We start from the raw sequence: 20,410 nt of genomic DNA on the forward strand, positions 1-20,410 counted from the left end.
GTATGGCCGAACACTACCGGTACGACGTCGAAATCCTGCACCTGCTGGTGTCTCCCGGGCATGCCTACTTCGGGCGGGCCAAGGACGGCCCTGCGGACGTGCCGACGCTCGACGCCGGCACCGCTGAGGTGGTGGCCGGCAAGGGCATCGTGGGTGACCGGTTTTTCGGCAAGGCCGCGCACATGGATGCTGCGGTGACGCTGTTCGCCGTCGAGGCCCTCGAAGCCATGGCCGCGGAGCTGGAGGCAGGGCCGTTCGATCCGCTGGCGACGCGCCGGAACGTGATCCTGCGGGGCGCGCACCTGGCTCCGCTGCTGGGGCAGGATTTCGCGCTGGAATCCGGCGGCTCCGTGGTGGAGTTCCACGGCGGGCGGCCTGCCCACCCATGCGCCTGGATGAACGAGGTCCTTGCGCCGGGGGCCCATGCCGCGATGCGGGGCAGGGGCGGCGTCCGCTGCCGGGCACTCTCCAGCGGCACCCTGCACCGCGGCCCTGCGGTTCTGGTCAGTCCCGTTCCGCTGGATCCTGCACAAGCCGGCGTGCCTTCGGTGCTCCGGCCGAGCCGGCTGCCGTAGCTAATCCAACTGCACGTCCTAGTCCAACTCCACGCCCCGGAGCAGCAGCATCGTCCCGCCCACCACCGCGGCGGACGCAAGGAAAACACCCCCTGCACCGAGCCCTGCCGCGACCACCCCGATGGCACTCGGCATCACCACCTGGCCCACCCGGTTCCCGGCGAGCCTCAGAGCCAGCGCCCGTCCTCGCTGCCCCGCGGGGGCCTGCGCCGAAAGCCAGGACATGGTCAGCGGCTGGCCGATGCCCAGGCCCAGCCCGAGAACGGCCATCACAACAAACAACAGCCACGTCGGCATGGGAATCGCCGCCACGGCCAAGGCGACGGTGGACAGTGCCAGGCTCAACACCAGCAGCCTCATGCGGCCCAGCTTCCGGGACACCCGGCCCAGCAGGATCCGGGAAACCATGGAGAACACTGCCCGGACAGTGAGCATGGCGCCCACCGTTGCCGCAGTAAGCCCGCGTTCGGATCCGAGTGCCGGGAGGTACACCATGGTCAGGTCCACCACGGCAAGCACGGTGGCGCTGGTGGCCAATGCGCGGGCGACGCCAGGAGTCCGAAGCAGCGAGAGTGCGTTGCCGGTGTTGCCGTCTCCTGCAGCTGCCTTCCTCTTCGCGCCGCTGACATGTGCTGCCACGCCAAACGTGGTCACGAAAAGCGCCAGGCTCATGCACGTCGACAGGAAGAAGATCGCCTGCGTGTCGGGGCGGATGGAAGCGCCTCCCACGAGGGAAATCGCCAGGGGTCCCAGGGCCTGGCCCAGGGATGCGGCGAAAGTCAGGTAACCGAAAGCTGCGTCCATCCGGGTTGGGGGAGCGTTGTTGGCCACCACGGCTTGCTGCCCTACAACGCAGGCGAGTTGCCCGGCACCCAGCAGCGCGGTTCCGATGACCAGGGCGACGATTGACGAGCCCCACAGCAGCAGGAAAGCAGAACAGGCAAGAACGACGGCGGACCCGACGGCCATCAGCCGGCGCTCACCCAGGCGGTCCACCAGGCCGCCCGTCGGGACCGCGAGCAGCAAGGGGAAAACAGCATAGCTTGCTGCCAGAAGGCCCAGGGCAAAGCCGGGAACGTCCAGCTCAAGCGCACGGTAGGTTGCCGCGGGCCGGACCAGGAAGGTCACGGCCTGGATCAGCGCGGAATGGACCAGGAGGGAAGTTGTTGTGCGCCGGCCAAGTTCGCCGATCATGAGATGCCCGGGCCGCTGCCCGAGATGGCACGCACAGCGGCATCCCGCGCGCCCATGACATGCTCGAAAGCAATCTTCGCAGCGTTGTCCGGATCGCCCGCAGCCACGGCATCCACCAGGGCCCGGTGCTGGGCCAGGGCCTGGTCACGCCGTTCCTGGGTGCTGTTGGTGAAGTGCCGGTACCGCTCCATCTGGCTTGACACCTGCCCATGGAAACGGCGGGCCCAGGAATTTCCGGCAATCTCCGCAAGCCTGCTGTGCAATGCCATGCCCTGCCGCATGGCGTCATCGGCGAACTCCACCACTGCAGCGTTACGTGCCAGGATGCCGCGGAGCGCTTCGATGTCAGAAGGCGTCGCCTTAATGCAGGCGTTCCGTGCCATCAACGACTCCATGGCCGCCCGGACCTCGTATAACTCCGAAATGACTGCCTCGTCCAGGTTTGGCACCAGGACGGCCCCCGTGGGCTGCTGCTCCAGGAGGTTCTCCGAGATGAGCCTCCTCATGGCCTCACGCAGCGGCGTACGGCTCACCTTCAATGAAGCCGCCATTGCAGGCTCGAAAACCCGTTCCCCCGGCTTCAGTTCAAGGCTGAGGATCTGCCGTTTCAGTTCCGCATAAACAAAATGCGCGCCGGTGTTCCGGGCAGGTAAATCAGTCATGTTCGACCTCCGGTACCCATCATAGTTGTATAGATGTATACAAGTATGATTCCCTCGGGGAACGCGACCGATAAGGTGTAGGGATGCGTGTTTTTATCACCGGATCCGCTGACGGGCTTGGACGGGCTACCGCCCAGACCCTCCTGGAAAACGGCCACGACGTCGCTGTGCATGCCCGGAGCACTGCCCGGTTGGATGCCGTCCAGGATCTGGTGGACGGCGGGGCCGCAGCCGTGGTGGGCGACCTCTCGGACCTGGAACAGACGCGCGATCTCGCCCGTCAGGTCAACGCGATCGGCCGGATGGACGCCGTCATCCACAACGCGGGAGTGCTGCACAGCCCGGACATCTTTACGGTGAACGTTGTCGCTCCGTACCTCCTCACCGTGCTCATCGAACGCCCGCAGCGGCTGGTCTACCTCAGCAGCGGGATGCACCGCGGCGGGCACGCCGATCTCGGCAGGCTCGAACCGGGCACGGACGACGTGAGCTACTCGGACAGCAAGCTCTACCTCACAGCCCTCGCCGCCGCCGTCGCCCGTTTATGGCCCGACGTCCTCAGCAACGCCGTCGATCCCGGTTGGGTGCCCACCCGGATGGGCGGCGCTGGGGCCCCGGACGATCTCCGGCTCGGACACCTGACCCAGGAATGGCTCGCCACGAGCGATGACCCGGCGGCGCTCACCAGCGGCGGCTACTGGTTCCACCAGAACCGGGAGAAGCCGCACCACGCAGCCCGCGACGAGCGGTTCCAGAACGCGCTCCTGGACCACCTGGCCGGAATCACCGGCGAGAGCCTGGCCTGATCTGGCGCTTTCTGAGGCTCAGATGGTCTGCCCCGCGTCGGCGAGGAGGGTGCTTCCGGTCATGATGGTGGACAAATCGCTCGCGCAGAAGAGGACAACGCGTGCGATGTCGTCGGGGGTTCCCATCCGGCCGATGAGGCTGTTGGTCATGACGGCCATAGCCTGGCCGGATTCTTCCGTTGGCGCGTGAGCTGCGGCCGCGGCCATGTTGCCTTCCGTAGGCACGAAGGTGGGCGCGACGCCAAGAACGCGGATCCCGAGGGGAGCGAACTCAAGGGCCATCTGCTTCGTCATGCCGCGCACGGCGTGCTTGGATCCGACATAGGCGGAGAGTCCGGGAGCTGTCCCGGTGAATCCGGCGGTGGAGACGATGTTGATGATGACGCCGCCCCGATCAGCGCCCGTCATGTGCCGGGCCGCCTCGCGGGAGCCGTTGAAGACCCCGCGGGTATTCACGGCGAACACCTGCTCCCAGGTCCCATCCGGTGTTTCCAGGACCGGGACGCTGGGGAAGATGCCCGCGTTGTTCACCCAAATGTCGATACCGCCGAACACCTCGACGGCGGATGCAGCGGCGGCGCGGACGGATTCGGAGTCCGCAACGTCCATGGCGGCGCCGAGTGCCCGCACCGGAAAACGTGCAGCTATATCGTCTGCCGCGGCTTGCGCCCTTTCGGCGTTGATGTCGCCGATGAGGATGTCGGCGCCCGCTTCTGCCAGCCGGAGCGCGATGGCTTTGCCGAGCCCCTGGGCTCCGCCCGTGACCACCGCCTGCCGGCCGGCCAGGGACAGGAGCTCTGCGAGGGGTGCGGCGGAAACGTCGGCGAACGCGGTGGTCACGAGAGGACCCCGGCGTCCAGGGCGTTGTGCTGGGCCACGCCGCCGAGCCACGCCAGGCTTGGCTTTGGCGTCCGTACGAAGGTGTCCCGGTCGACGGCGATCAGGCCGAAGGTGGGCTCCCAGTGTCCCCACTCGAAATTGTCCAGGAGCGACCAGTGCAGGTAGCCGAGCACGTCAATGCCCTCAGCCATGGTTTCAAGGAGGCCAACGAGCGCTTCGGTGGTGTAGCGGATCCTTTGTTCGTCATCGGCGGTGGCGATGCCGTTTTCCGTGATGAGGACGGGCACGCCGCCGGTGATGTCCCAGGCGTGGCGGACGGCAATGCTGAGCGCGTCGGGCCGGTACGCAGTGCCAACGAGTGTGTTGTCGGGGTGCGGCGGGTGCGGGACGAGGCCGTTGACGTCCACTTCCTGGCTGGAGTAGGCCTGTACGCCGACGAAGTCGTCGCCACGGCTGCCCTCCCAGTAGACGTCCTCTTTGCCGTACCGGATTTCGAGGAGCTTTTCCTCGCCACCGGGGGCGGGGGTGAGGGCTCCGGCGGCGATGGTCCAGCCGACCTTGGCGTTGGTGCGTGCGCGGACGATGTCACGGGCGGCGTGGTGGATGGCCGTGAAGGCGCGCCCGATTTCGGGATCCGCGTAGGTGAGGAAGTCGCTGTGCGTCTGCTTCTTTTCACCCTCCCCTTCGACGGTGGGGCTCTGCCACTGGGCACCCTGGTTCTGCTGCATGCGGCGCATGGCCGTCATGATGGCCGCCTGCATGTTGGGTTCGTTCATGGTGACCACCCACTCGACACCGTCGAGGATTTCCGTGGTGGCTGTGACGTAGCGCTGGAACTTTTCGGACGCATCCGGAGCCAGCCAGCCGCCGTCGTTCGCGAACCATTGCGGAGTGGTGAAGTGCTGCAGGGTGACCACGGGCGTGACGTTCCGCTCGAAGCAGTACTCGATCATGCGTCGGTAGTGGGCCAGCTCCGCCTTGGAAAAGTGCCCGGCAACCGGTTCGATCCGGGACCACTCGAGGCTGAACCGGTAGGAAGTCAGGCCCGCGTCTGCGAGGAGGGCGATGTCCTCGCGGTAGCGGTGGTAGCTGTCGCAGGCGTCGCCGGAAAGCTCCATGCCGGGCATGGTCAGCTCGCGGGCCCACCAGTCGCTGTTGACGTTGTTGCCTTCAATCTGGTGGCCGGCGGTTGCGGCGCCCCACAGGAAGCCGTCGGGGAAAGTAGTCATTTGGTCCTCTAAGTTGCGTACGTTAGGTGGGTGTTGGTGGAGGGGATGGATCTTGCAGCGCGGAACCTGCCTGGGCCGGCCGTGTATTCAGTGCCGTCGGGGAAGACGATCCGGGCGGTGGTTTCGGCCGGGATGTCAGCGTCGATGCGCAGTTCTTCTTCATCGAGCTGCCAGTGGACCCTGATGGTCCCGTTGGGTGTCTCATGCGACCCGCGCGCCCAACTCAGGTCCGGGCCAGGGGTTGGAGCGATGACGACGGACCGCCAGGCCACCGAATCCGGATCCTGCCGCAGTCCTAGCGTGTATTCGTGGAGAAACCGGAGGACTGTTCCCTTGCTGTAGTGGTTCAGTGAGTCGTGGGCGTTGCCGTCCTCGTCAATGCCCTCCCAGGATTCCCAGATGGTGGTAGCGCCCTTGTCCACCATGTAGAGCCACGATGGCGCGCTGCGCTGCAGGAGCAGCCCGTAGGCCACGTCCTCCCGGCCGGCCTCAACGAGAACGGGCAGCAGGTCTCCCGTGGAGAGGAACCCTGTTCCCAGATGTGTGTCCTCGTTCCGGATCAGCTCGACGAGGCGGGTTACGGCAGGCCCGCGGGCTTCGCCCGGCAGCAGGCCAAACGAGAGCGCCCGGACATAGCTGGCCTGGCTGTCCGTGAGGGTGGTGCCGTCCGCGCGAAGGTAGGCGGCCTGCCACGCCAGCCGGATGGACTCCGCGGTGTCCGCATACTTTGCTGCCTCTTCGGCGCGTCCCAGAACGTGGGCTGCCCGGGAGAGTGTTGCCGTGGAGCGGTAGAGGTACGCCGTGCCCACTTCGCCCTTGTCTTCCATGAACCAGGCCATCGGGTTGTCCTGGACGGGGTCGATCAGTTTCCCGTCGGCGTCGCGCTTTTTCGGCTCGGTCCATTCGCCCCAGTGGAAGGTGCCGTCCCAGAGGTACTCCTCGAACGGTTCCGGCTCGGGTGCGAGCTGTGCGCGGGCGTGGTGGCGGGTGGTGCGTGCCTTGTCGAGGGCCCACCGGACCCATCGGTCCATGGCGTTCCAGTTCTCGGCGAGTACCGCCTCATCCCCGTACTCCTCGTAGAGGGCCCAGGGAACTGCCACAACGGCGTCTCCCCAGCCGGCGGATCCGGTCATCATCGCAAACTGGTCATCCAGGTTGTTTTTGATGCGGCGGCCGTCGGGCGAGAAGTTGGCGATCCGTCCATCGTCGAGCTGGTCGTCGCGGACTGACCGCAGCCATTTCCGGCTGAATCCGAGTACGTCCCGCAGCCTGGTAGCCGTGGAGATGAAGACCTGGTAGTCGCCCGTCCAGGCCACCCGTTCCCGGGTGGGGCAATCGGTGGGGACATCTACCGCGTTCCCCAGGAAGCTCCATTCGCCGATGCTGTGCAGGCGGTTGAGGTCCTCATTGCTGCAGGAGAATTCACCGGTGGGACGAAGGTCGGTATGGACCACCTGCATGGCCAGCGCGGACGGATCCAAGGCGGCGCCAAGACGGCTGATGCGGGCGTACTGGAAGCCGTGGACCGTGTGGCGGGGCTCGAATATTGCGCCGGCAGGTCCTGCTGTCACTTCATCACGTTGCGAAAAGATTCTTGCCGGCTCTCCCGGCCGGTGGGAATCGAGGTGCGAGGTGGAGAGGTCACCGTCCGGCCCGAGGTGTTCGCCGTACTCGATGACCGTGCGGGTGCCCTCTGGTCCCAGGTCCGCCAGCCGGATCCACCCGGATGCGTTCTGGCCGAAATCGGCCACCCATACTCCCGGCCTGATCTCATGGATGCGTTCGGGGGCACGGGAGTCAATGACTCGGACCGGCGGAGCAGGAGACCAGTCGATGGACGGCGCCTCCACCACGTTCACAAGAACTTTCTCCGAAGCGGCCGCCTTCCCGAAGTCAACGCTTTGCCCGTCCATCAGGTCCGCACGGGTCGTCGTCGAGGGGGCGCTCGTCCAAGTGCCGTCCGTGGGGATGACCTGGCGGGTTCCGTCGCTCAGTTCGATGTGCAGTTCTGCACGTGCTCCCAGGGTGGTGCCCCAGCCGGCGGGCAGCCGGAAAGCGCCCACCTGGCCGCGGTACCAGCCGTCGGACAGTTCAAGGTCCATCCGGTTGCGTTCCGGCCTCAGCGAGGATGTCACGTCGAAGGCCTGCGCGTAGAGGGTGTGGTCGTACGACGTCGACCCGGGGGACAGTTCCGCGGTACCGGCCCTTTCGCCGTTGACCGCCGCGGTGTAGACGCCGAGTGCCGTGGCGTAGAGCCTGGCTGACTTCACGGCGCCGGGCAGCTCGAAGTGGGTGGTGAGGAGGTAGGCGGGACGGCGGCCGTAGCCCGGGTCTTCGGGTTCCAGCGGGGAAATCCAGTCGGCGGTCCAGTCCGCGTCCAGCAGCCCGGCTTCGAAAGCGGACCACGCAGACCAGTCACCCGAGGCTCCCGCCCGCACCCGCCACTGGACCCGCTGCCCGCTGCCCAGAGCCTGCCAGGGCCAGGACACGTACAGCCGCTGGTCCGTCGTTACGGTGGGCTGGAGCGCGCCGTCGATGGCCGCTTCGACTTCATAGGAAGCGGTGGTGTCGGCTGAAATCTTCCACGACAGCCTGGGGGCGGGCCCCGTAACAGGGAACTGGTCTCCGCCGCTGTCGACGGCCAGATCGTAGGGCGCTCTGCCCATGGTGGTCCTTCTTCCTTCGTGGGGCCCGTTCAGCGGACTGCCTTGACCTTGACCGCGATCACGGTGCCGCCCAGCAGGGCCAGGACGGCGCCGGTGAGGTACAGGAGCGTGTAGTTCTTCTCCGGTCCAATGGCGCCGATGGTGATAATCAGGGAAGCAATGAGCGGAGCTACGGCGCTCGGGATCTTCTGCGCGAAGGCCACCACTGCCATGTACCGCCCGGTTTCGCTGCGGTTGGGCAGGATGGCGAAAATGATTGCCTGGTCGACTGTGGCGAAGACGGCGATGGCGGTCTGCATGAGCACGGCGCCGATGATCAGCTGGGGAAGGGACCACGCCGTTGCCTCTGCCAGCGCTCCGCCGACAAAGAGGAGTGCGGAGATCAGCACGAACAGGCGCCGGCGCCGCAGTCTGTCGGACAGGAATCCGCCGAGGAGCGCGCCCGCTGCTGCCGCGACAACGCCGAGCATACCGATGGTGGCGACCACGCCGGCCACTTCCCGGACGGGAAGGTTGAGGCGCTGCGCGTAGAAAAACGTGCCGAACGTGGTGTTGAAGTACAGGCCGATGAAGAACACGAAGCGGCCCAGCCAGTTCCACGCGAAGTCGGGGTATTTGCGCACGTTGAAGCCGTAGCTGGCAACCACCGATTTTGCTGTGACCTGCGAGGTAACGGCAAGGTCCTTAGAGCTGCCTTCGGGCTTGATGATCGGAAGCAGGGCCAGGAGCACGGCGCCGATGAGTCCTGGTACGACGAAGACCAGGAGGGTGTTCGACGAAACGGCATAGGCCACCCCGATACCCAGGACGGGCGCGATCTGGGTCATGAGCGATGTCAGGGCTGAAACGCGCCCGCGCTGCTGGTCCGGCAACTTGTCCGCCATCAGGTTCTGGATCGCCGCACCGGAAATGGACCACCCTGACATGCCCAGCACCCATCCGGCGCCTACGATCAGCAGATCGGGCGCCAGTCCCATCACCACCAGGCCTGCCAGGCCGATGCCGGTGCCGAGGAAGATGAACGGGGTGCGGCGGCCAAAACCGGACCGCATGCGGTCGCTCCAGATACCCACCATCGGGCTGATGACCAGGTAAATCAGCTGGGCCGTGCCGGTGATGTAACCCAGCACCTCTTCATGGCCGGGAGCCAGTTCGCTGATCCGCACGGCGATGCCGTAGGAAAGGGGCACCATCATGGCGATGGATGCCCCGAAGCTCGCGAGCATCAGCCAAAGAATGTAGCTCCTGCTCACGGGTGACTGGGGTTCCTCTGGGACGGTCGCAACGCCGTCGGAAGCTTCTCCGGGATTCTGGTTGCCGGGCACCGGCTGGGCGGCCGCAATGCCGCCAACGAAACCAGAAGCCTCGTGTTCGTTCGTAGTCACCTATGACTCCTTAATCGGATGGCTCCCCGCCCGCAGCGCCGCAGACGACGGACGACAGCTGTGTCGAAAGCCAAGTAAATAGTAACCACTGTGGTTACTCTTCGAGAAATAGTAGCCAGAGTGGTTACAATTGGCAATACCCCCGGGAAGAAAAGCCCGGCCACAGAAAAGAGACGATTTCCGTGACCACCACTGCCGGGCAAGAGACCGGAAAAAAGGCCGGCACCAGGCGACGCGGCCCGTATGCAACAACTCCCGCCCGCCGGGCGGAGATTGTCAGGGCAGCGTCAGCAAGCTTCGCCGAGCACGGCTATGAACGGGCATCCCTGAGGGATATCGCGGCCCGGGCGAACGTGACCCACGCGGCATTGCTCCGCCATTTCGCGACGAAGGATGAGCTTCTCCTGGCCGCCCTCGCCCAGCGCGATGCCGACGATTCGGAACTCGCCCGCCGCATCATCGAATCGAAAGTGCCCAGGGAACAGGTGTTGTCCACCATCCTTCGGGACGAGTTCGCCCACCCGGACCAGCAGCGGAACTGGCTTGCCATCACCATCGCGGCAACAAATCCCAGCCACCCCGCCCACGACTTCTTCATCGAGCGCCGCGAGAAGATGCGGGACCACTTCACCAGCACCCGGCTTGCCACCTCCCAGGACAGCGGGGAGCTCAGCGCAGACGACAAGGTCACCATGGTCATGGCAATGATGGACGGCCTCCGGATCCAGTCCCTCCTGGACCCCGGCCGGAAGACACTGCACCTGATGGAGACACTGATGAAGTTCCTCGCTCCTGACGGGGACGGGTAGGGGCGCAGCCAACTGACCCGGCAGGCGTCACAGCAACGCGGTGGCGTTCGCTGGTGATCCGGTCCCGCCGGTGATGTTCAGCGGTTTGATAGTAACGAAGGCGTCCCACTGGCTGATGCCCCGCATGTGGCGCGCGAGGGGCCCGAGCCGCCACAGTTCACCCAGCGGCATGCCCAGCTTGGCGAGGAGCTGCTGGTGCATCATCCCGTGATCGTTTGGGGCGGAGTCGCGGTAGGGGCTGGAAGCCAATGCTGGCAGGCATTCGAAGGCGAAGTTGTCCGCCGCGAGGAGCGCCAGCTTGTGGTCCCATGCCCAGGCGACGAAGTCCTCGGACTGGGCAACGCCGGTGGCCTGCCTGTTCTCCCGCATACGCTGTTTGTCCTCCGGCGCCAGGGCCAGGAACCACTCCCACCAGCCGGTATGCAGCATCAGGATGTCGCCCTGCCGGAGGGTCACAGACTGGGCGTCCAGCGCTGCCTGGATCAGCTCCAGGCCCAAGGGCTCACCGGTGGCGTGGTCGATCGGATCGCCCTGCCCGGCGCGGTACCCGGCGAGGTCAACAAGCACTCCCCTGCCGACGATCGGGTTGTCCGCCCATTCCTGGACGCCAAGATCGGGCGTACCCTCACGGACAAGGTCATCGGGTGTGCCGTTGTAGAAGCCCACGTCGTCTGCCCGGCGGTGCCGCAGCCCGTCGATCTGGCTGGATCCCTGCAGGTAGTAACCGTCCAGGAAGTCATCCCGGTGGGCGGGGTGCGAGGAGTAGATGGTGTGCCGGGGAGCGCCGCGCTTGAGGGACATACCGGGGTTGAACGCATCGGCCGGATAGTCCAGGCCAAAGGTTGTGCCGGTGCGGATGCAGCTTCGCGCCTCCAGCACGGTCCGGGAATTAATGAACGACGGCGTCCCTCGGGTTGCGTCCGGAAACAGGCCCCAGGAGGTCCCCGCCAGAGCGCCCTCCCGCTTCAGCAGCCCCGCGAACGTTGGATAGGTTCCGTCTCCGGAGCTCACCGCGCCCCTGCTTCCTGCGGCTGCTCCTGATTCTGCCGGCGTTTGTAGCTGAGCAGGAAGCCGGCGACGGCGCAGACCGAGGCAGCGATGCACATGGGCGCCTTGATGGTCTCGTTGAGCAGGGTGAGCCAGTCGCCTTGGCCGGCCACCAGGGCAATGGCCTGCCCGGCCACGAACACAACGCCGCCAACAAGGAGCGCTGCGAGGGTCAGCACGAAGAGGACTTCGATGGCCCTTCGGATGGTGTGCATGGTGACTTCCTTTAGATGGGCAGGACGCCGAGGATGATCAGGACCCCGATGCCGAGCAACGGCAGGGCATAGTGGGTGAGCAGCCGGAGGAACGTCGTGATCGGGTCCACGTCCGCGATGCCGCAGGCCACATACAGCGGGGCACCGCCGGGCGGAACCGCCGCCTCGCAGGAGGAGAAGACCAGGACGGCCACGGCTGCCGTGGTTGCCGGCACCCCGGCCGCCACCAGGGCGGCGACGCCGACTGTCCCCACAGCAGCCATGGTGGCGGTGGCGGACAGTGGTGCGGCGACGGCGATGACAATCAGCCCGATCAGGATGGCCAGGATCCACAGCGGGAGGTTCATTCCGTTGAGGAGCGTTGTCATTTGCTGTGGCAGGCCGGTGGCGGCCAGGGCGTTGGCTCCGGCGAAGGCGAACACTACGGTGACGCCCACGATTCCGAAGCGCGGGGCCGAGTTCTGCAGCAACGCCCACCACGCCCGCCCGTCCGTGGGAAGTTTCTTCCGGCCCAGCAGGAAGCCCGTGATGATCAGGACCACGGGGATCCAGACGATGACGCTGACGGACTTGGTGACGTCTCCCCCGGTCCAGTCCGAGAGCCCCTCTGCGATGGCCCCGGATGTGATGACCAGCGGGATGGCCACCACAACGAACAGCAGCAAGGTGGCCCAGCCACGGCCAAATGCGGCCCGGACCGGCAGCCGGTGGGCTGCATCAAGCGGAGCCATCCCGCTCTTGCGGATCAGCAGCCAGGTGACGATCAGCCGGTGCAGGAAGCACCACAGGCCGCCGAACAGCAAGGGCAGGACCAGCGCGTTGATGTCCAGGAGGGGACCCGCGGTGGCGGACCCCACCAGCACGAACATCGAGGCGCTGAACGGAAAGGTGATTCCCATGCCGGCGTTGCCGGCCACCAGCGTGGCCGCCGAGGGCTTGTCCAGCCGTGACTTTTCCATCCAGGGGATGGTTACCGATCCCACGGTGGCGGCAATGGCGGCCTGGTTGTGGACCACCCCGCCCAGGCCGGCTGAGGCCAGGGTGGACACCCAGGCCGGCCCGCCTTTAAGCCCGCCGATCAGGGAGTTCAGGAGATCGATGAGCTTGTCCAGCACACCGGTTTTGTCCAGCAGGTAGCCCATAAAGACGAAGGCCATGGTGGCGTAGACGATCTCATCGGTGATGGCCGAGTAGAGCGCGTCCCAGCCGATCCGCACCGCCGCTGCCCCGGTGAACGGAAGCACGGCCAGGAAGCCCAGGATCATGGCCTCCCCCACGCTGCGCTTGAGCACTGTGGTCCATAACAGGATGACGGCAAGGTAGGCGCCGAGTGCCCAGATGCCGATCATGTTGCTGCTCCTGACGGCGGGATGCCGGTTAGGTGGTGAATCACGTATTACCCGTTCTTGATTCTGCCGGACACAGCGGTCAGCGCAAGGCCGGCTCAGTTTCCAGTGCCATGCGCTGCAGGGCGGCAGCGGAGGCGCTGGTCATCTCGGCGGGAACTCCAAGATCGGCGAGGTAGCTGGCCGTGTCCTGCATTTCCTTGGAGCGCCGGACGGCGTGCTTGGCTGTGCCGGCCAGGAACCGGTCGATGACTGCCTGGCCGTCACCCGCGAGCTGGCTGGCGATCTGGGCCCGGATCCATTCTTCGAGCCCCGCTGCCCTGCCGGCAGTTACGGCCTCGACCACCACGGAAGCCAGGCCCTTCATCAGGACACTGCGCAGGAGTTTGTGGGCCATGGCCGCACCTGGTTCTCCCGCTGCAATTTCGACGTCGGCGCCCACTGGACCGAGCAGGTCAGCCACCGCCTGCGCTCCCGGTCCGCTGACCATCAGGGGCGTCTTCTCGCCGAGCGCGGCGACGGGTCCAAGGATGGCGACGTCGGCAAAGTCGGCTTTGCCGCTCAGCTGTCCGAGTTCGCGCATCACTCCGGGAGAGGATGAGGTGAAGTCCGCGTAGCAGCTGCCCGCTTCCAGGACCGGAAGGCACTCCCGGGCGACGCTGCGGGCAGCGGCGGCTCCTGTCATGACGAGGACGATGTCCGTGCCTTCACAGGCTTCCGCTGCTGTTCCTGCGCGGGCGACGCCGGCGGGGGTGGTGGGCGCAACCGGGTCAAACCCGGTGACCTTGTGGCCCGCGGCGTGGAGCGCCGCGGCGTAGGTGGCGCCGGCTTCGCCGAGGCCAATGACGGTTACCGCTCTCATGGTTTTCTCTGTCTTTCTTGCTTCAGGCGCGGGCTGCCACGATGGCTTGCCTGCGGTTCGTTTCGTCTGCGAAGACTGCTTCGGCAGCCTCGGCCACGGCGGCCGCCTGCTCGCGGGGCACCACCACCACACCGTCGGAGTCGCCGATGATCACATCGCCGGGCAGGACGGGGACGCCGCCGAAGGCGAGCGCTGTCCCCAGGCGGAAGGGACCGTTCTTGTAAGGGCCGGCGGGGGAAGTAGCCCGGGCGAAGACGGGCATGCCGATCTCACCCAGCGCTTCGGCGTCGCGCGCTGCTCCGTCCAGTGCGAAGCCGGCGATGCCAAGGTTGATGGCGCGTTCGCCGATGAGCTCGCCAAGCAGCGCGCGGGAGGCGTCTCCGCCGCCGGCCACCACAATGACGTCCCCCGGCCGGGCCTGTTCCAGGGCCTTGTGGATGCCCTGGTTGTCGCCGGGCCGCGTCCACACCGTGAAGGCAGGGCCGGCGAGAAGGGCGCCGGGCCAGATGGCCTGGATGGCGGAGTCCGCCACGCCGAGCCGGTCCATCGCATCGCCGATGTTGGCGGCGGGCAGCTTGGCGAGGCGTTCCACCACGTCCCTGTCGGGGCGGGGAAAGCCGGCGTCGATGGTGTCGATTGCTGGGGTTGTCATGAGGGTTTCTTCCGTCCGGTGGGTTTGCGGCAGGGTCAGTTGGTCTTCTGGACCAGCGGCAGGACCTTCTTGAAGTCCTCTTCCTGTCCGGCCCAGAACTGCTTGTAGTCCTCGCCGGAGAGGTAGCTGGTCTGCAGGCCGAGGGCGCTCATCTTTTCCTTGACCGTGGGGTCTTCGATGGCCGTCTTGATGGCGGCTTCGAGCTTCTTGGCCACGTCGTCCGGCAGGCCGGCGGGGGCGGAGTAGCCGCGGACCGTGCCGGCTTCGAGGTCGTAGCCCGCTTCCTTGAACGTCGGAACGTCCGGCAGCGAGGGTGCCCGCTCTGACGTCATGACGCCCAGGACGCGGGCCTTGCCCTGCTTGGTCAGGTCGGTGACGTCACTGACGTTGGCCACCAGGACGTCCACATGCTTGCCAAGGAAAGCGGTGGTGGCCTGGGATGCACCTTCGGAGAAGTGGACCGGAGCGAATTCGGAGCTGGTGTTCTCCTGGATCTGCGCCAGGGCGAAGTGTTCGCCGGTCTGGAGCCCGGTGGTGCTGGCGGTCAGGGACTTGGGGCTGGCCTTGGCCGCGTCCAAGAGTTCCTTCAGCGTTTTGTAGGGGCTGTCCGGCTGCACTGCGATCACGGTGGGGTCGATGACCTGGCGGCCCAGTGGCTGGAAGCTGTCGCGGGTGTATTTGGCGCCGCGGGCGGGATCCAGGGGTGAGACGACGACGGACGGTGAGCCGGTGGCGCCGATGGTGTATCCGTCAGGCTTGGCACTGGTCAGCTGCGTATAGCCGATCTGTCCGCCGGCGCCTGGCTTGTTGATGACCTCCACGTTGGTGCCCAGTTCCTTTTGCAGGATGGGCTGGATCAGCCGGGCAGCGGTGTCCACGGCACCTCCGGAGGAGAAGGCGACGACGAGGTCGATTGTTTTGCCCTTTTTGGGGAAGTCGCCGGCCGGGGCGTTGCTGGCGCCGGCGTTGGCGCCGCAGCCGGTCAGGGCGATCAGGGATGCGGCGGCCAGGGCGGCTGCGATGCGTGCACGGGTTTTCATGGTTCTTCTCCTTTGAAGGTGTGCTTGGGGTAGTGCTTGGGGGTGTACGGGTTTGGGCCTAGGTTTCGGGGTCTTCGTTGAGTGCCTTCGGCTTGCGCAGCTTGAGCAGCGGACTGAAGACGATCAGCAGGCCCAGGCCGATCAGGACTGCGGAGATGGGGCGGCTGGTGAAGATGCTGAAGTCGCCCTGCGAGATTTCAAGGGATTCCCGCAGGGAACGTTCCATGAGCGGGCCGAGCACCAGGGTCAGCACCATCGGCGCCAGCGGGATGTCCAGGTGCCGGAGGGCGAGGCCGAGGAGGCCGAAACCGATCATGACGAAGACATCGAAGACGCTGAAGTTGATGGTGTAGGCACCGATCACCATAAACAGCAGGATCAGTGCGGTCAGGATCGACGACGGGACGCGGAGGATGGAGGTCCACAGGCCCACCAGCGGAACGTTCAGCAGCAGGAGGAGCAGGTTTCCGATGAAGAGGCTGGCGATGATGGCCCAGGCGATCTCGGAGTGTTCGGTGAAGAGGGTGGGACCCGGGGTGAGGCCCTGCTGGAGGAAGGCTCCCATCAGCACCGCAATGGTGGGTGATGCGGGGATGCCGAGGGTGAACAGCGGGATCAGGGCGGCGTTGGCGTGGGAGTTGTTGGCTGTTTCCGGGCCGGCAACACCTTCAATCGCGCCCTTGCCCAGCTCGTTGCGGTGGCGGGAGAACTTCTTTTCCGCACCGTAGGCCAGCAGCGAGGACACTGAACCGGTCATGCCCGGGATGAGTCCCAGGCCAAAGCCGATGCCGGTGCCGCGCGCCATGGCCGGGGCGCTCCGGCGCCATTCCCCGCGGGTGGGAAGCAGGGACCGCAGGTTCGGTGCGTGCACTATGGGGGTGGCCGTGTCCTTGCGGTAGGAAAGGAGCTCCGAAAGGCCAAAGACGCCCACGATCACGGCAACAAAGCTCACGCCGTCCAGAAGCCGGTCCATGCCGAAGGTGAACCGCGGGGCCCCGGCAACGGGGTCGATGCCCACCATGGCGATCAGCAGGCCCAGGGCGCCGGAGATGACGGCCTTGACCATGGATTTGCCGGCAAGTGCGACGAGCAGGGAGATGCCCACCACCATCAGGGCAAAGAATTCCGGCGGTCCTACCAGCAGGCCCAGTTCACCGAGCGGCTTGGCGGCCGCCACCAGGCCGATGGTTGCAACGGTTCCGCCCACAAAGGACCCGACGGCGGCAATGGTCAGAGCGGCGCCGGCCTTGCCGATCTTGGTCATGGCATAGCCGTCGATGGTGGTGATGGCCGAGGCGGCTTCGCCAGGGGTGTTCAGCAGGACGCTGGTGATGGTTCCTCCGTAAGCGGTGCCGTAGAAGATGGCGCAGAGCATGATGATCGCGCCGGTCGCGTCCAGGTTCAGCGTGAGGGGAATGAGCAGCGCAACGCCGGCTACGGGGCCGATGCCGGGCAGCACGCCGATGATGGTGCCCAGCAGGCAGCCCAGGAAGGCAAAAAGCAGGTTTTGCCAGGTCATGGCGGCTGCGAAGCCGCCCATAAGTTCGTTGAGGGTATCCACGTTCAGAGTCCGATCGTGTTCAGCAGGGGGAAGGCCGAGACGGGCAGGGACACGTTCAGGCCGTAGTTGAAGGCGTAGAACGCGCCGACGCTGCCGGCCAGCGCGGTGATCAGCGAGGAGGGCCAGCCCCTGCGGCCGCGCAGCTTCAGGTGGTACATGAGGAACAGGAACATTCCCAGCTGGAAGCCGATCAGGTCCAGGACTGCCGCGAGGACCACCAGGCTCAGGACGACCGCGAGGACCAGCCCGCGGTCAACACCTTCTGCCGTTTGGCTGGGCTTACGGAGTTCCTGGATCAGCCAGACAACAGCCATGGCCACCAGGACGGCGCCCATGGCGAAGGGGAACAGACCGGCGCCCGGGCCCAGGGAAGTCCAGAGGCCGAGGTCGATCGAGGCGACCAGGACGTAGGCGCCCACAGCAGCAAAGGCTCCGATGCCCGCCAACACTGATGGCGCCGCTCGGACAGTGCTTTTGGGGGCGATTGCAACTGACTTCGTTGTCATGGGTTCCTTCTCCGTGCGTTGTTCCAGTCTGCGTTGCTTCATTTCACAGAATGAAACTATATTGCGTACAGAGAAATAGTGACAGCAGACACATCAGCTGTCAAGCGCAAGGAACTTACATAGAATGGAAGAATGACGACGACGACATCCAGCGCCTCGGGTGCTCCGGCAGAGGAAGGCCCTAAAGCCTCGAACATGCGCTCCCTCTCACGGGCTATGGAGGTCTTCGCGGAGCTGCAGCGCGCTGAGCGGCCGCAGCGGCTCAGCGACCTGGCCAGGAATTGCGGCATGAGCCTGCCTACCACCTTGCGGATCCTGCGGGTGCTGCAGGACTTCGGCATGGTGAGCCAGACCGACAAGTCCTACCGGATAGGGCCGGCGGTCCTGCCTGCCGCCCGGAGTTTCCTCGAAAACGATCCTCTCGTGGTCGCCGCCCGGCCCATCCTCCAGCAGGTCGCGTCACAGACCGGGCTGACGGCGTCGCTGTACACGCGGCTGGGGTTCGAGCGCATCCTCGTGGCACGCGTAGACGGCGAGGCCCCGCTGCGATACGACCTTCCGCTGGGCAAGCGGCTGCCGCTCACACTAGGCGCCGCCGGCAAGATCCTGCTCGCTTCAGCCTCCGACGACGAGCTGGAGCAGGTGGTGGCGGCGGCGGTTATTGCAGGTCAGGATCCTGAACTGACCGCCGGGGAGCTCCGCTCCAGGCTGCCCGAGCCCGACGCCGAGTATGCGTACTCTGCGGATGAGCGGGCCACTGGGGTTCTTTCCGTAGCCGTGGCCGTGCCGAACAGGACGGGGCGCCGCCCGAGCGAGTCGATTTCCCTCACCAGTCCCGTGGAGGCAGCCAGCGAGGCCACGCTCAAGGCAGGCGTCCCGGAACTCCGGCGTGCAGCCAACAGGCTTTCCGAGCTGCTCGAAGGGTCCGTCTACTGACGCCCCCTCCCGGGTCCGCGCCGTGGCCCCCGGACTAGCATTGGCTCATGGCTACGAATGACGTCTCTGCTGTTCACGGCGGCGGCCCGTCGGGTGATGCCATGGGTGCCGGCCAGATTATGGACATGCTTGATCGTGGCATCTCCGCGGCTGAACTGGAGACGACGCTCTCTGCCTGGCTGGACTCCGGGTCCATCGACCAGTCAAGCGCGGCAGCCGCACGCCGGCTGAACGCCCGGTTATGGGAGGCGAGCCGCAGGGAGGGTCTGCTTCGCGTGCTCTACGATACGGCTACCGACCTGACCGGCATACGCGATGTCGAGGCCGTGCTCAAGGCGATCGTGCGGCGCACCCGGTCTTTGATCGGCAGCGACATCGCCTACTTGAGCCTGAACAACTATGACACCGGCGAGTCCTACGTCCGGGTGACCGACGGCGCAACGACCGCTCTTTTCCGGAACATCCGCATGCCCCTGGGCGAAGGCGTGCTCGGTGCTGTGGCCACCGGCGAGGCGCCGGCCCAGAGCGCGGACTACCTCTTGGACGAGTCAAAATCCCATCTGGAATCCAGCGACACTGCTGTGGCGGCCGAAGGCGTCCGGGCGATCATGGGCGTTCCCCTTCGCGCAGAAGGGAAAGTGATCGGCGCATTGCTGGTGGCCGACAGGCATGCACACGATTTCAGCAGTGATGACGTGGCGCTCATGGAATCCATCGGTACGCACGCTGCCGTCGCGCTGGAAAACGCCCGCTACTTCAGCGAGATGGCTGATGCTCTAGCGCGGCTGGACCAGGCACAGCAACAGAACCTGTCCCACATGCAGGCACTCGAAGAGCTCTCAACCCTGGACCGACGGCTCATGGAGACCCTGGCGTCAGCCGGAAGCCTTCCACACCTGCTCCACCTGCTGGCCGAGTCCCTCGGCAGTCCTGTCTTCTTGGTTTCGCCCATGGGCGAGCCGCTGGCGGACGGGACGGCGCATCCTGACTTTGGAAGCCTTCCGGCCCTGAGCGCCGCCGAGGAGTCAGCTGCCAAGAGTGTGGCCATCGAGTTCGAGGTCAACGACAAGAAGTACACAGTCATGTCTGCCGTCGCGGGCGAGCAGCACCTGGCCTCCCTGATCGTCGCAGAGCAGCTGCGCCCGGCCCAGCTCGCCGTCCTGGAACGCAGCGCCCTGGTGCTCAGTGTGTCGCTGCTTTTCGAACGCACCTATCAGGACGCCCAATACCGTCTGCAGCTCGAACTCATCGATGACCTGCTCAGCCCCCGGGCTGAGCACTCGGCCGCACTGACCCGCAGGGCCGGGCAGTTCGGCTTGGCAAACCACGCCCGGCTCGCAGTTCGCGTGGTGGGCGTCGCCGACGACCAGCGCCAACGGGCTCTTTCCGTGCTCAGGCACCGGTCCGAGGGCAGCCCGGGAATCACCGCACTGCACGAATCACATCTGTGCATCATTGAACCTGTGGACGGGAACGGCAGCCGTCAGGATGACGCCCGCGCTTCCGGCCGCGCCGGCCAATCCATCATTGACGAACTAAGGCGACGCCGCATCACGGCCACCGTTGGGTCCTCAGAACCAGTGACCGGCTTTGCCCGACTCTCCACGGCCCACAGTGAAGCCCACTCCGTCCTCCGTGCCCTGCAGGCCCTCTCGCGTGACGGAGAGGCAGCGGACCGCGCAGCCCTGGGTACCGCGGGGATGCTGCTCGGAGCGATGGATAGCCCTTTCGCTGGACAACTGCTCTCTGCGCAGTTGGGGCCCCTCCTGGACTACGACGAGCGGCGGGGCACACAGTTGGTTCTCACAGCGTGGACGTTCCACAACAACGGTGGCGCCACGCAAGAGACGGCCGATGCGCTTCACATCCACTCGAACACCCTGAGACAACGGCTGGACCGGATCGACGCGCTGGCGGGTGCCTCGTGGCGCCGGGGAAGCCGTTCCCTGGACGTCCAGGTTGCGCTGCGCTTGTGGCGAATGAAGACGGCAGGCGTCGGTTCCGCCGGTTCCTAAACAACGCACCCTCTTTGCCGCCAGCCCAAAGCCCATGGCACCGACACACACGTGCTGGCCATTT

At 66.0% G+C, this 20,410-nt stretch carries 19 protein-coding genes; 5 read left to right on the top strand and 14 right to left on the bottom strand.

Annotated features, from left to right (window positions below; all coding sequences use genetic code 11):
* The first annotated feature begins 2 nt into the window (after positions 1–2).
* Positions 3–575 carry an MOSC domain-containing protein gene (locus tag QRN11_RS09825; protein ID WP_285250818.1) on the top strand — a complete coding sequence of 191 codons (573 nt, stop codon included), beginning with the start codon at positions 3–5 and terminating at the stop codon, positions 573–575.
* 18 nt (positions 576–593) lie between these two features.
* Here QRN11_RS09825 and QRN11_RS09830 read toward each other — a convergent pair whose 3' ends face one another.
* Both QRN11_RS09830 and QRN11_RS09835 read right to left on the bottom strand, forming a co-directional pair.
* Positions 594–1,769 carry an MFS transporter gene (locus QRN11_RS09830; RefSeq protein ID WP_285250819.1) on the bottom strand — a complete coding sequence of 392 codons (1,176 nt, stop codon included), beginning with the start codon at positions 1,767–1,769 and terminating at the stop codon, positions 594–596.
* Positions 1,766–2,431 carry a GntR family transcriptional regulator gene (locus QRN11_RS09835; protein WP_285250820.1) on the bottom strand — a complete coding sequence of 222 codons (666 nt, stop codon included), beginning with the start codon at positions 2,429–2,431 and terminating at the stop codon, positions 1,766–1,768. The genes QRN11_RS09830 and QRN11_RS09835 overlap by 4 nt, the downstream gene beginning before the upstream one ends.
* Positions 2,432–2,514: 83 nt before the next feature.
* Between QRN11_RS09835 and QRN11_RS09840 the strand changes: the two genes are divergently transcribed.
* Positions 2,515–3,237 (top strand): SDR family NAD(P)-dependent oxidoreductase, encoded by a 723-nt coding sequence (locus QRN11_RS09840; RefSeq protein WP_285250821.1) that lies wholly within the window; start codon positions 2,515–2,517, stop codon positions 3,235–3,237.
* An 18-nt stretch (positions 3,238–3,255) separates the two neighbouring features.
* Here QRN11_RS09840 and QRN11_RS09845 read toward each other — a convergent pair whose 3' ends face one another.
* From QRN11_RS09845 to QRN11_RS09860, 4 genes are read right to left on the bottom strand one after another with little or no spacing between them, the layout of a single operon-like run.
* A complete protein-coding gene (locus tag QRN11_RS09845; protein WP_285250822.1) occupies positions 3,256–4,077 on the bottom strand; it encodes an SDR family NAD(P)-dependent oxidoreductase in 822 nt (273 codons plus the stop codon).
* The gene (locus tag QRN11_RS09850; RefSeq protein WP_285250823.1) at positions 4,074–5,306 is read right to left on the bottom strand and encodes a glycoside hydrolase family 1 protein; all 1,233 of its coding nucleotides are present in this window, start codon (positions 5,304–5,306) and stop codon (positions 4,074–4,076) included. Before QRN11_RS09850 ends, QRN11_RS09845 begins: the two co-directional genes overlap by 4 nt.
* Positions 5,307–5,314: 8 nt before the next feature.
* Positions 5,315–7,972, bottom strand: coding sequence for an alpha-L-rhamnosidase (locus QRN11_RS09855; protein WP_285250824.1), 2,658 nt, complete (start codon positions 7,970–7,972; stop codon positions 5,315–5,317).
* 29 nt (positions 7,973–8,001) lie between these two features.
* Entirely contained in the window at positions 8,002–9,357 is a 1,356-nt protein-coding gene (locus QRN11_RS09860; protein WP_285250825.1) for an MFS transporter, read from the bottom strand.
* A gap of 182 nt (positions 9,358–9,539) precedes the next feature.
* On the opposite strand from QRN11_RS09860, the gene QRN11_RS09865 reads away from it, so the two are divergent.
* Entirely contained in the window at positions 9,540–10,166 is a 627-nt protein-coding gene (locus tag QRN11_RS09865) for a TetR/AcrR family transcriptional regulator (protein ID WP_285250826.1), read from the top strand.
* Positions 10,167–10,193: 27 nt separating this feature from the next.
* Here QRN11_RS09865 and QRN11_RS09870 read toward each other — a convergent pair whose 3' ends face one another.
* The 8 genes from QRN11_RS09870 to QRN11_RS09905 all read right to left on the bottom strand — a co-directional run bounded on the left by QRN11_RS09870 (position 10,194) and on the right by QRN11_RS09905 (position 17,395).
* Positions 10,194–11,177 (bottom strand): cyclase family protein, encoded by a 984-nt coding sequence (locus QRN11_RS09870; protein WP_285250827.1) that lies wholly within the window; start codon positions 11,175–11,177, stop codon positions 10,194–10,196.
* Positions 11,174–11,428, bottom strand: coding sequence for a hypothetical protein (locus QRN11_RS09875; RefSeq protein WP_091419021.1), 255 nt, complete (start codon positions 11,426–11,428; stop codon positions 11,174–11,176). Before QRN11_RS09875 ends, QRN11_RS09870 begins: the two co-directional genes overlap by 4 nt.
* Before the next feature lie 11 nt (positions 11,429–11,439).
* Entirely contained in the window at positions 11,440–12,777 is a 1,338-nt protein-coding gene (locus QRN11_RS09880; protein WP_285250828.1) for a TRAP transporter large permease subunit, read from the bottom strand.
* Positions 12,778–12,856: 79 nt separating this feature from the next.
* Complete coding sequence (locus tag QRN11_RS09885; RefSeq protein WP_285250829.1) at positions 12,857–13,636, bottom strand: NAD(P)-dependent oxidoreductase; 780 nt, start codon at positions 13,634–13,636, stop codon at positions 12,857–12,859.
* A 22-nt stretch (positions 13,637–13,658) separates the two neighbouring features.
* Positions 13,659–14,288 carry an RraA family protein gene (locus QRN11_RS09890; protein WP_285250830.1) on the bottom strand — a complete coding sequence of 210 codons (630 nt, stop codon included), beginning with the start codon at positions 14,286–14,288 and terminating at the stop codon, positions 13,659–13,661.
* A gap of 35 nt (positions 14,289–14,323) precedes the next feature.
* A complete protein-coding gene (locus QRN11_RS09895; protein ID WP_285250831.1) occupies positions 14,324–15,328 on the bottom strand; it encodes a tripartite tricarboxylate transporter substrate binding protein in 1,005 nt (334 codons plus the stop codon).
* A gap of 58 nt (positions 15,329–15,386) precedes the next feature.
* Positions 15,387–16,889: a tripartite tricarboxylate transporter permease gene (locus tag QRN11_RS09900; protein WP_091419013.1), complete on the bottom strand. Its 1,503-nt coding sequence runs from the start codon at positions 16,887–16,889 to the stop codon at positions 15,387–15,389.
* 2 nt (positions 16,890–16,891) lie between these two features.
* Positions 16,892–17,395 (bottom strand): tripartite tricarboxylate transporter TctB family protein, encoded by a 504-nt coding sequence (locus QRN11_RS09905; protein WP_285250832.1) that lies wholly within the window; start codon positions 17,393–17,395, stop codon positions 16,892–16,894.
* A gap of 132 nt (positions 17,396–17,527) precedes the next feature.
* On the opposite strand from QRN11_RS09905, the gene QRN11_RS09910 reads away from it, so the two are divergent.
* Complete coding sequence (locus QRN11_RS09910; protein ID WP_285250833.1) at positions 17,528–18,331, top strand: IclR family transcriptional regulator; 804 nt, start codon at positions 17,528–17,530, stop codon at positions 18,329–18,331.
* A gap of 47 nt (positions 18,332–18,378) precedes the next feature.
* Positions 18,379–20,346: a helix-turn-helix domain-containing protein gene (locus QRN11_RS09915; RefSeq protein WP_285250834.1), complete on the top strand. Its 1,968-nt coding sequence runs from the start codon at positions 18,379–18,381 to the stop codon at positions 20,344–20,346.
* Positions 20,347–20,410 lie beyond the last annotated feature (64 nt).

It is taken from the genome of Pseudarthrobacter sp. fls2-241-R2A-168 (assembly GCF_030209335.1).
GTDB lineage: Bacteria > Actinomycetota > Actinomycetes > Actinomycetales > Micrococcaceae > Arthrobacter.

Coding starts and splice junctions, on each gene's coding strand:
- QRN11_RS09825 (WP_285250818.1), top strand. CDS start 3: ATGGCCGAACACTACCGGTACGACGTCGAAATCCTGCACCTGCTGGTG.
- QRN11_RS09830 (WP_285250819.1), bottom strand. CDS start 1,769: ATGATCGGCGAACTTGGCCGGCGCACAACAACTTCCCTCCTGGTCCAT.
- QRN11_RS09835 (WP_285250820.1), bottom strand. CDS start 2,431: ATGACTGATTTACCTGCCCGGAACACCGGCGCGCATTTTGTTTATGCG.
- QRN11_RS09840 (WP_285250821.1), top strand. CDS start 2,515: ATGCGTGTTTTTATCACCGGATCCGCTGACGGGCTTGGACGGGCTACC.
- QRN11_RS09850 (WP_285250823.1), bottom strand. CDS start 5,306: ATGACTACTTTCCCCGACGGCTTCCTGTGGGGCGCCGCAACCGCCGGC.
- QRN11_RS09855 (WP_285250824.1), bottom strand. CDS start 7,972: ATGGGCAGAGCGCCCTACGATCTGGCCGTCGACAGCGGCGGAGACCAG.
- QRN11_RS09875 (WP_091419021.1), bottom strand. CDS start 11,428: ATGCACACCATCCGAAGGGCCATCGAAGTCCTCTTCGTGCTGACCCTC.
- QRN11_RS09880 (WP_285250828.1), bottom strand. CDS start 12,777: ATGATCGGCATCTGGGCACTCGGCGCCTACCTTGCCGTCATCCTGTTA.
- QRN11_RS09885 (WP_285250829.1), bottom strand. CDS start 13,636: ATGAGAGCGGTAACCGTCATTGGCCTCGGCGAAGCCGGCGCCACCTAC.
- QRN11_RS09890 (WP_285250830.1), bottom strand. CDS start 14,288: ATGACAACCCCAGCAATCGACACCATCGACGCCGGCTTTCCCCGCCCC.
- QRN11_RS09895 (WP_285250831.1), bottom strand. CDS start 15,328: ATGAAAACCCGTGCACGCATCGCAGCCGCCCTGGCCGCCGCATCCCTG.
- QRN11_RS09905 (WP_285250832.1), bottom strand. CDS start 17,395: ATGACAACGAAGTCAGTTGCAATCGCCCCCAAAAGCACTGTCCGAGCG.
- QRN11_RS09910 (WP_285250833.1), top strand. CDS start 17,528: ATGACGACGACGACATCCAGCGCCTCGGGTGCTCCGGCAGAGGAAGGC.
- QRN11_RS09915 (WP_285250834.1), top strand. CDS start 18,379: ATGGCTACGAATGACGTCTCTGCTGTTCACGGCGGCGGCCCGTCGGGT.